The sequence below is a fragment of the Streptomyces sp. NH27 genome (assembly GCF_056859195.1).
In genome coordinates, this window is sequence record NZ_JACEGK010000407.1 from 1 (window position 1) to 7,252 (window position 7,252).

At 72.3% G+C, this 7,252-nt stretch carries 8 protein-coding genes; 1 reads left to right on the forward strand and 7 read right to left on the reverse strand.

The window, feature by feature from the left end; translation table 11 throughout:
- The first annotated feature begins 82 nt into the window (after nt 1-82).
- Nucleotides 83-499 carry a DUF3592 domain-containing protein gene (locus tag AC13HU_RS27445; protein WP_483044637.1) on the forward strand — a complete coding sequence of 139 codons (417 nt, stop codon included), beginning with the start codon at nt 83-85 and terminating at the stop codon, nt 497-499.
- Between the two features lie 86 nt (nt 500-585).
- Here the strand turns inward: AC13HU_RS27445 and AC13HU_RS27450 are convergent, their stop codons facing one another.
- The 7 genes from AC13HU_RS27450 to AC13HU_RS27480 all read right to left on the reverse strand — a co-directional run bounded on the left by AC13HU_RS27450 (nt 586) and on the right by AC13HU_RS27480 (nt 7,211).
- Nucleotides 586-1,350 carry an SDR family NAD(P)-dependent oxidoreductase gene (locus AC13HU_RS27450; protein ID WP_483044638.1) on the reverse strand — a complete coding sequence of 255 codons (765 nt, stop codon included), beginning with the start codon at nt 1,348-1,350 and terminating at the stop codon, nt 586-588.
- Between the two features lie 227 nt (nt 1,351-1,577).
- Nucleotides 1,578-2,444 carry a UbiA family prenyltransferase gene (locus AC13HU_RS27455; RefSeq protein WP_483044639.1) on the reverse strand — a complete coding sequence of 289 codons (867 nt, stop codon included), beginning with the start codon at nt 2,442-2,444 and terminating at the stop codon, nt 1,578-1,580.
- Between the two features lie 49 nt (nt 2,445-2,493).
- Nucleotides 2,494-3,417: a TauD/TfdA dioxygenase family protein gene (locus AC13HU_RS27460; protein WP_483044640.1), complete on the reverse strand. Its 924-nt coding sequence runs from the start codon at nt 3,415-3,417 to the stop codon at nt 2,494-2,496.
- A complete protein-coding gene (locus AC13HU_RS27465) occupies nt 3,414-4,397 on the reverse strand; it encodes an L-tyrosine/L-tryptophan isonitrile synthase family protein (RefSeq protein ID WP_483044641.1) in 984 nt (327 codons plus the stop codon). Before AC13HU_RS27465 ends, AC13HU_RS27460 begins: the two co-directional genes overlap by 4 nt.
- A gap of 182 nt (nt 4,398-4,579) precedes the next feature.
- On the reverse strand, nt 4,580-5,137 hold the full coding sequence (locus AC13HU_RS27470) for an EF-hand domain-containing protein (RefSeq protein ID WP_483044642.1): 558 nt from the start codon (nt 5,135-5,137) through the stop codon (nt 4,580-4,582).
- 596 nt (nt 5,138-5,733) lie between these two features.
- Nucleotides 5,734-6,594 carry a bifunctional 5,10-methylenetetrahydrofolate dehydrogenase/5,10-methenyltetrahydrofolate cyclohydrolase gene (locus tag AC13HU_RS27475; RefSeq protein ID WP_483044643.1) on the reverse strand — a complete coding sequence of 287 codons (861 nt, stop codon included), beginning with the start codon at nt 6,592-6,594 and terminating at the stop codon, nt 5,734-5,736.
- Nucleotides 6,591-7,211 carry a cyclodeaminase/cyclohydrolase family protein gene (locus tag AC13HU_RS27480; RefSeq protein ID WP_483044644.1) on the reverse strand — a complete coding sequence of 207 codons (621 nt, stop codon included), beginning with the start codon at nt 7,209-7,211 and terminating at the stop codon, nt 6,591-6,593. The genes AC13HU_RS27475 and AC13HU_RS27480 overlap by 4 nt, the downstream gene beginning before the upstream one ends.
- Between the last annotated feature and the right edge of the window lie 41 nt (nt 7,212-7,252).

Below are 7,252 nucleotides of genomic sequence, written 5' to 3' on the forward strand. Positions count from 1 at the left end.
GTGGGGGGGTGGGGGGGTTTACTCTCCCGGGCACACGGCTCGGATTGCGGGTCGGACGGGGGAAGTACGTGGGGGACGCGGTATGGATGCGGTGTTCTATGCGGTGCCTGCGCTGATCGGGCTGGTGGCGCTGGGGGTGGCGGTCGCGAGTGTGCGGCGGGCGCTGGAGCTGCGGGCCGCATGGCGGAGCGGGTTGACGGCCGAGGCGCGGTGCCTGCGGGCGTACACGACGCATCACGAGAACAGCTCGACCCATCACCATGTGTACGGGTTCACCACGGCGGACGGGCGGGAGATCCGGTTCGAGGAGCGGGACGGGCCGGCGACGCGGGTGGAGGGCGACTACGTCACCGTGCACTACACGGCCGCTCGGCCGGAGAAGGCGACGGCGGCCGCGCCGGGGGCCGTGAAGAACGCGGCGAGCATGGTCGCGGTGGTGGCGTTCTGCGGTGTGGTGATCGCTTTCAGCGCGGTGTTCGCGATCACGGTGCCCACGTAGGGCGCGGCCGGACGACGGACGACGGACGACGGATGGCGTGTGACGCGTGCGGCGCATGGTGCGCCGCACGCGTCACGTCGTGCGCCTCACTGCTCGCGGTGCACCTTGGAGTTGCTGGCCTGGGCGCGCGGCCGCAACACCAGCAGGTCCACGTTGACGTGGGAGGGGCGGGTGACGGCCCAGGCGACGGTGTCCGCGACGTCCTCGGCGGTGAGAGGCTCGGGCACGCCGGCGTAGACGGCCTCGGCGCGGGCGGCGTCGCCGTGGAAGCGGGTGAGCGCGAACCCCTCGGTCTTCACCATGCCGGGGGCGATCTCGATCACCCGCACCGGCTCGCCGTTGAGTTCCAGGCGCAGCGTCTCGGCGATGACATGGGCGCCGTGCTTCGCCGCCACGTAGCCGCCGCCGCCTTCGTACGTGCCCAGGCCCGCGGTCGAGGAGAGCACCACGACGGTGCCGTCGCCGGAGCCGATCAGCGCGGGCAGCAGCGCCTGGGTGACGTTGAGCACGCCGAGCACGTTGACCTCGTACATGGTGCGCCACTCGGCGGGGTCGGCGGTGGCGACCGGGTCGGTGCCGAGTGCGCCGCCCGCGTTGTTCACCAGGACGTGCAGCGGGGGCAGGGCGTCGAGGGAGGCGGCGAAGGCGTCGACGGCGGCCCGGTCGGTGACGTCCAGGGCGTGCACGGAGGCGCTGCGGCCGTCGGCGGTCAACTCCTTGGCGAGCGCGTCGAGTCGGTCGGTGCGGCGGGCGGTGAGTACGACGTGGTAGCCGGCCTCGGCGAGCCTGCGGGCGGTCGCGGCGCCGATGCCGCCGCTCGCACCGGTGACGACTGCGGTACGGGAACTCATGTCGCGCTGCCTTTCGGACGGTCCTGCTGCTGAAGCCGGTTGAGACCGACCGGGTCCGGGCGGACCGGACGGGCACGAGAGGCGGAGGTCCTGCCCGCTCGGCGCCTGCCCGCTCGGCTGTTGCCTGTTCAGCATAGGTGCGGCCGTACCGCGGGCGCTCACGAGTTCGCGTCGAGCGCCCGCAGCATGATCCGTTCGACGTCGGTCAGGCCAACCGCGCACTTCGGTCAGGCCAACTGCGCGCTGTGGATGAGGAGCAACGCCACGGCGATGGCCGAGATGGGGAGGGTGGCCCGGAAGGCGCCCCGGCTTCGCGTCGCGGACGGGACGGCGGCGAAGACGACCGCGATGAGCCCGGCGAGGGCCACCAGCGAGACATCGACGGCCGTCATCGCTCCGGCCGGACCCGCGGCGAGCACGACGACGGACGCCAGCAGCAGTGGTGGCGCCAGGAAGCAGCACAGCGTGCGGCCGAGGAGTTGGGGCAGGCCGCGTACGTCGGTGGCGAGGTCCCCTTCGATGTCGGGGAGGACGTTCGTCAGGTGCATCCCGATGCCCAGCAGGGCGGTGCCGACGGGTGCCCACCAGGCGGGCCAAGGGCCGCCCGGCAGACCGAGCGTGACGAAGAACGGCCAGGAACCGAGCCCCCAGGCGTAGGTCAGCGGTGACCAGATGGTGCGCTTGAGCTTGACGTTGTAGATCCAGCCCGCCGCCACGATGCCGCACAGGTGCGCCGCCGCGGCCGACAGCCCGTTGAGGAGGGAGAGCGGGATGCATACGGCGAGCGCCACGGCCGCCGCTGTGCCGACGAAGGTGGCGGAGAGTTCGCCGGTGGCGATCGGCTTGTCCAGCCGGCCGGTGGCGATGTCGCGCCGCGCGTCGATGGCGTCGTTGGACCATCCGATCGACAACTGCCCGGTGAAGGCGGCGGCGGCGACCGCGGCCGAGCCGATGGCGCCGCGCCCGGCGCCGACCGCCAGCAGGGCGACGAGGAAGGTGGCCGACAGCGAGGGACCCAGGTGACACGAACGAAGGAGCGCCGGTACGACGCGGACCGTTGCGCGCCGCGGGTCGAGGGACAGATCGATAGTCATGTACGTGTCGCAATCCGAAGGACTCGGGGGAGGGATCTCGGGGAGGGGTTCAGCGTCCGGGAAGGGCCGGGTTCTCCAGCGGGGGGTCGCCGAGGACGTGGACGCGTCGAAGGTGCCGGGGGACTCCGCGCCGGTACGGCTCCCGCGTGTGCAGCAGGGTGTGGTTGTCCGCGATGACGATGTCGCCCTGCTCCCATGCGTGGGCGTACAGGTACCGCGGGTCGTAGACGGCGGCGCGGACCTCGGCGAGCAGCGCCTGTGCCTGGTCCTCTTCGACGCCCTGCACGAGCACCTCGGGAGGGTTGGCGATGTTCTCGCCGTCGGGTACCGGTTCGAGGAAGCGGAGAACGGGCTTGCCGGACAAGGGGTGTTCGCCGATCAGCGGTGAGGTGACGTGCCCGCCGTAGTGGCTCACCTTGGCGTTGCGGTAGCGCAGCGTGGCGCGGGCCCACCGGTCTCGCGTGCCGGCGTCGGTGGCCGCGAGCAGCGCACCGGTGTGGCTGAACAGGGTTCGTCCGCCCTCGGTCCGTTCCGGGGCGGTGACGCAGTGGAAGATCTGGAACTCGGGAATGTGGCTGACGTACATGCCGTCCCAGTGCATGGGCATGAAGCCGGTGTCGAAGACGTGGTCCTCGGGGTCCTGGTGGGCGAGCACATCGAGGACGGTGCCGAACGGCCACTGCATCACCTGGCCCCACAGGCGGCCGTAGCGGTCGAGTTGGCCGGGGCTGGTGGGAGCGCTGAAGCCGCGCAGGACGACGAGTTGCCGGGTTCGTGCCAGTTCCCGGAGTACGGGCACCGGCACCTGGGACCAGGGAAGGTCCGGTTCGTGGCTGGTGACCAGCACGCCGAACGGGGCCGGCGCCGAAGTGGTCCAGTGCGGGGTGGCGGTGTCGGCGCCGAGGGTGCGCGAGGGGTGCGAGGTGCGCGAGGTGCGCGACGGTTTCGCGGCGGGCGGGGAGGATGCGCTCACGTGATCGAAAGCTCCGGTAGGTGGGCGGGAAGGACGAAGTGGGAGGGGCGGCCGCCGCGGGTGACGACACGGCCGCCGAGTGCCTCGGCGGTCCGGCGCTTCATCAGCAGCCGGCGCCCCTGGTGTTCGGCCGCCACCGCGTGCCAGGGGGTGAGCCACCGGTCACCGGCCGACGACCGGTCCACGAGGTGCATGCCGAGCTTGTGGTGGGAGCAGGGCTGGGGGTGGATCGAGAGGCGGACCGAGTCGGGGTACAGCTCGGCGAGCAGGTTGCTCCATGCCTGGCTTCGGGCGATGACCTCGTACGCGCGCTTGCGGCAATCCCGTTGCAGTGCGGAGTTGCTTCCCGTGTAGTCGGGGGATCGGGCGTCTTCGTAGAGGAAGCGGGTGATCCCGCGGTACAGGTGCAGGGCCGGACCGCCGGCGCGGACGTCGCGATGGAACGTTTCGGGTGGGTCGCAGTGGTTCGCCGTGAGCTTCTCCCGCATCTGTTCGTGCGTCATGCCCGGGTAGACCTGGTCGAGGCCGAACAGGTCCAGGTGGCGGGCGGCCATGCGTTCCAGGAGGTGGCGAAGGCCGTACTGGTAGGCGGTGACGTGGTCGTCGGGGATGCTCACCACGTCGGCGAAGACACGGCCGTCGGAGCAGATCAGCAGGCGGGCGCCGGGCGGATGGATCTCGCGGACCTGTTCGCACACGGCGTCGAGGAAGGTCAGCGCCATCTCCTCGGCGAGGTCCGGAATGTGGCCGAGCACCTTCGCCGGGTTCGGCGACTTCGCGGGAAAAGCGGGCAGCACGAAGGGGATCGGCCGGCCGGCCGCCACGTGGCCCTCGACCCGGCGCAGGTGGGTCTCGCGGCAGGAGCGGCAGGGTGAGGCGTGTGGGCTCTCGGCAGCCGGGAGCAGTCTCTGGTACCCGAGTACCAGATCCAGGACGGCGGCGGAGGTCGCGGCCGCACACCGCCGGTCAAGCACAGTCATTCGTCGTCGTCCCGTGATCGGTTGCGGCAGCCGGGCACTCCCGTCGAGTGCCCGCCGATGCGTCGCCCGGCACGCGCAGCGGGCGGATGGCAGCGGCGTTTCCGAGCGTCGGCATGCCTGTGTGTCCGCCCCGAATCGGGCGGACACACAGGCAGGCATCAGCAGCGCGTCGCCGAGGTCGGTCAGACACCGCTTCCGAGCAGGGCGGTCTTCTTGTTCCCGTCCTGCTCGTCGAGGTAGAACGACCGCCAGGCGGCGGCCACTTCGTCGGTCGAGAGCATGCCGTCGCCGTTGGTGTCCAGGCTGCGGAACGCCGTTGAGGCGTCGTCGCGCTTGACGCCGAGAGCGCGGAGCAGGCCCTCGAACTCCTGCTGGTCGAGAACGCCGTTGCCGTCCTTGTCGGCCAGCTCGACGCACGCCAGGATCGTCGGGCGCACCGACTCGTGGTAACCGCGGCCGCCGTCGGCGTACACGTACTCGGCGACGACCTCGTCGACGGCGTCGGGCGTGAGTGAACCGTTCTCGTCGATGCCGGCGCGGCGGGCCAGGCCGTCGCTCCACTGGCGGCCGAAAGCGGTGATCACGGCCTGCGCCTTGGGCGAGTCGGACGACTCGCCGAGGGCCTCGATGAAGCGGTGCGCCATCGCCTCGAAGTCCGACTTGTCGATGCGGCCGTCGCCGTTGATGTCGAACCGGCGGAAGGTCTCAGCGATCCTGGCGGACTTGGTCGCGTCCTGCATTACATCCTCCTGGGGGAGAATCCGAATGGCGGGACCGGTTGCGGCCGCGTGAGGGCGCGCGAACCGGAGGATGCCGAGAGGACTCCGGAGGGTCTCAGAACCGGCAACCTACTACATACCGTACATGGCTGGGCACATTCTGTGATCGGGATGGCGGATCGTCTTCACCCCGAGGGCGACGGGCTCCGGACCCAAGAACCAAGCCCGGTTGGGGAGATGGCGGTACCCGTGCCGCGCGGCGGAGCGGATGTCCGGGACGGGGCGGGTGCGTAGTACCGCGCGGGCGGTTACGGGTCCGCGTCGAGCGCCCGCAGCATGGTCCGCTGTTCGACGGCGAGCAGGGCGACGGTAGCGGCGCACATGAGCAGTTCGAAGGCGAGTGCGCGGCCGGCGAGGTCGCCGCGACGCCGATCAGGCCGAACGCGAAGTGTACGTCGACGCGCAGCGCGATCAGGCCGACGGCGATCTTGCGGGTCTTCCCGCCCCGCAGGATCGCCTTCGCCACGGACACGGCTTCGCGTCCGCGGGGGAGCCGGCGGCAGAGCCGGATGTGCGGGGTCGGCGATGGCATCTGTCATGTCCGGCCCCGCCGTTGGTCACCCTTCGGCCGCCCGCCGGGCGGCGAGCACGGTGTGCCGCAGCAGCAGCGCCGTGGTGATCGGGCCCACGCCGCCGGGCACCGGCGAGACGGCGCCCGCCTGCGTGGCGGCCGACGCGGCCACGTCGCCGATCAGCCCGCCCTCCGGCGTGGGGTTGGTGCCGACGTCGACCACGACCGCGCCCTGGCGCAGGTGTTCCACGGTGATCAGCCCGATCCGGCCGGCAGCCGCGACCACGATGTCCGCCTGCCGGGTGACGGCCGGCAGGTCGGCGGTGCGGGAGTGGGCGACGGTCACCGTGGCGTCCCGGTCCAGCAGCAGGTGGGCCAGCGGCTTGCCGACCACCGTGGAGCGGCCGACGACCGCGACCGTACGGCCGGAGAGCGGGACGTCGTGGAAGTCCAGCAGCTGGACGACGGCCTCGGCGGTGGCGGGCGCGAAGGCGGGCAGCCCGGCGGCGAGCCGGCCCAGGCTCAACGGGTTCGCGCCGTCGACGTCCTTGGCCGGGTCGAGCGCGGCGGCCAGCTCGGCGGCGACCGCGCCCTTGGGCAGCGGGGTCTGGAGGATGACGCCGTGCACGGACCGGTCCGCGCTCAGCCGCTCCAACTCCTCGCGGATGAGCCGGGGTTCGCTGTCGGCGGGCAGCGTCACGAGGTCGCAGGCGAGCCCGGCTCTCTCGGCGGCGCGCGCGATGGAGCGCACGTACCAGGCGGTCGACTCGTCCTCGGTGGCGACCACCACGGCCAGCCGAGGCCGGCCGCCGCCTGCCGCCAATTCCGCTGCGGCAAGGGCGACTTCGGCCCGGATCTCGGCGGCGCACGGGCGGCCGTCCAGGTTCGCCGCAGGTGCGGCGCTCATCGGGCGATCTCCTTGCGTACGGCCTCGGTCACGGCCTGGGCGCGGCTGGCGAGCCGGTCGACTCCGTCGATGACGGCGGTGAGTTCGGCCCGTAGCGCCTCGTCCTTGATGCCGCCGAGGTTGATCTCCACGTTCACCCGGGCGGTGGTGGCCGCGGCGCGCGCGGCCTCGGTGGCGGCGGCGACGTCGGTCACGACGTTCGGGTTGCCGAACGGCAGCAGTTCCTCGGCGAGTTCGACCACCCGGGCGGCGACGGCGATCACGTCGGCCGGCGGCCGGGCGGCGCCCGCGAGCGCGTCGGCGATCGCCCGGGACCGGGCCGCCTTCTGCTCGGCCTCGGCCCGCGGCAACTTGTACGCGTCGGTGACGGCGGTGAACGCCCGCGCGTCCTCCTGCGCCAACTCCAGTGCCCGCAACCGAAGTTCGTCGGCCGCCGTGGTGATCGCGGCGACCTGCGCGGCATGTGCGGCGTACTTCTCGCCGGTGGTGTAGCGGGCCACCATCGCGAGCAGCGCCGCGCCCTGCGCCGCGTGCAGGGCGGCTGCCGCCCCGCCGCCGGGTGCCGGTTCGCGGGCCGCGAGCCGTTCCAGGTAGCCGCCGATCGTCTGGTCCTGCATACGGGCTCCCACCTCGCGCCTGGCCACAGCCGTCGTCGCCC

Bases quoted from the DNA above. Each gene is read 5' to 3' on its own strand.
- AC13HU_RS27445 (WP_483044637.1), top strand. From the start codon at position 83: ATGGATGCGGTGTTCTATGCGGTGCCTGCGCTGATCGGGCTGGTGGCG.
- AC13HU_RS27450 (WP_483044638.1), bottom strand. From the start codon at position 1,350: ATGAGTTCCCGTACCGCAGTCGTCACCGGTGCGAGCGGCGGCATCGGC.
- AC13HU_RS27455 (WP_483044639.1), bottom strand. From the start codon at position 2,444: ATGACTATCGATCTGTCCCTCGACCCGCGGCGCGCAACGGTCCGCGTC.
- AC13HU_RS27465 (WP_483044641.1), bottom strand. From the start codon at position 4,397: ATGACTGTGCTTGACCGGCGGTGTGCGGCCGCGACCTCCGCCGCCGTC.
- AC13HU_RS27470 (WP_483044642.1), bottom strand. From the start codon at position 5,137: ATGCAGGACGCGACCAAGTCCGCCAGGATCGCTGAGACCTTCCGCCGG.
- AC13HU_RS27475 (WP_483044643.1), bottom strand. From the start codon at position 6,594: ATGAGCGCCGCACCTGCGGCGAACCTGGACGGCCGCCCGTGCGCCGCC.
- AC13HU_RS27480 (WP_483044644.1), bottom strand. From the start codon at position 7,211: ATGCAGGACCAGACGATCGGCGGCTACCTGGAACGGCTCGCGGCCCGC.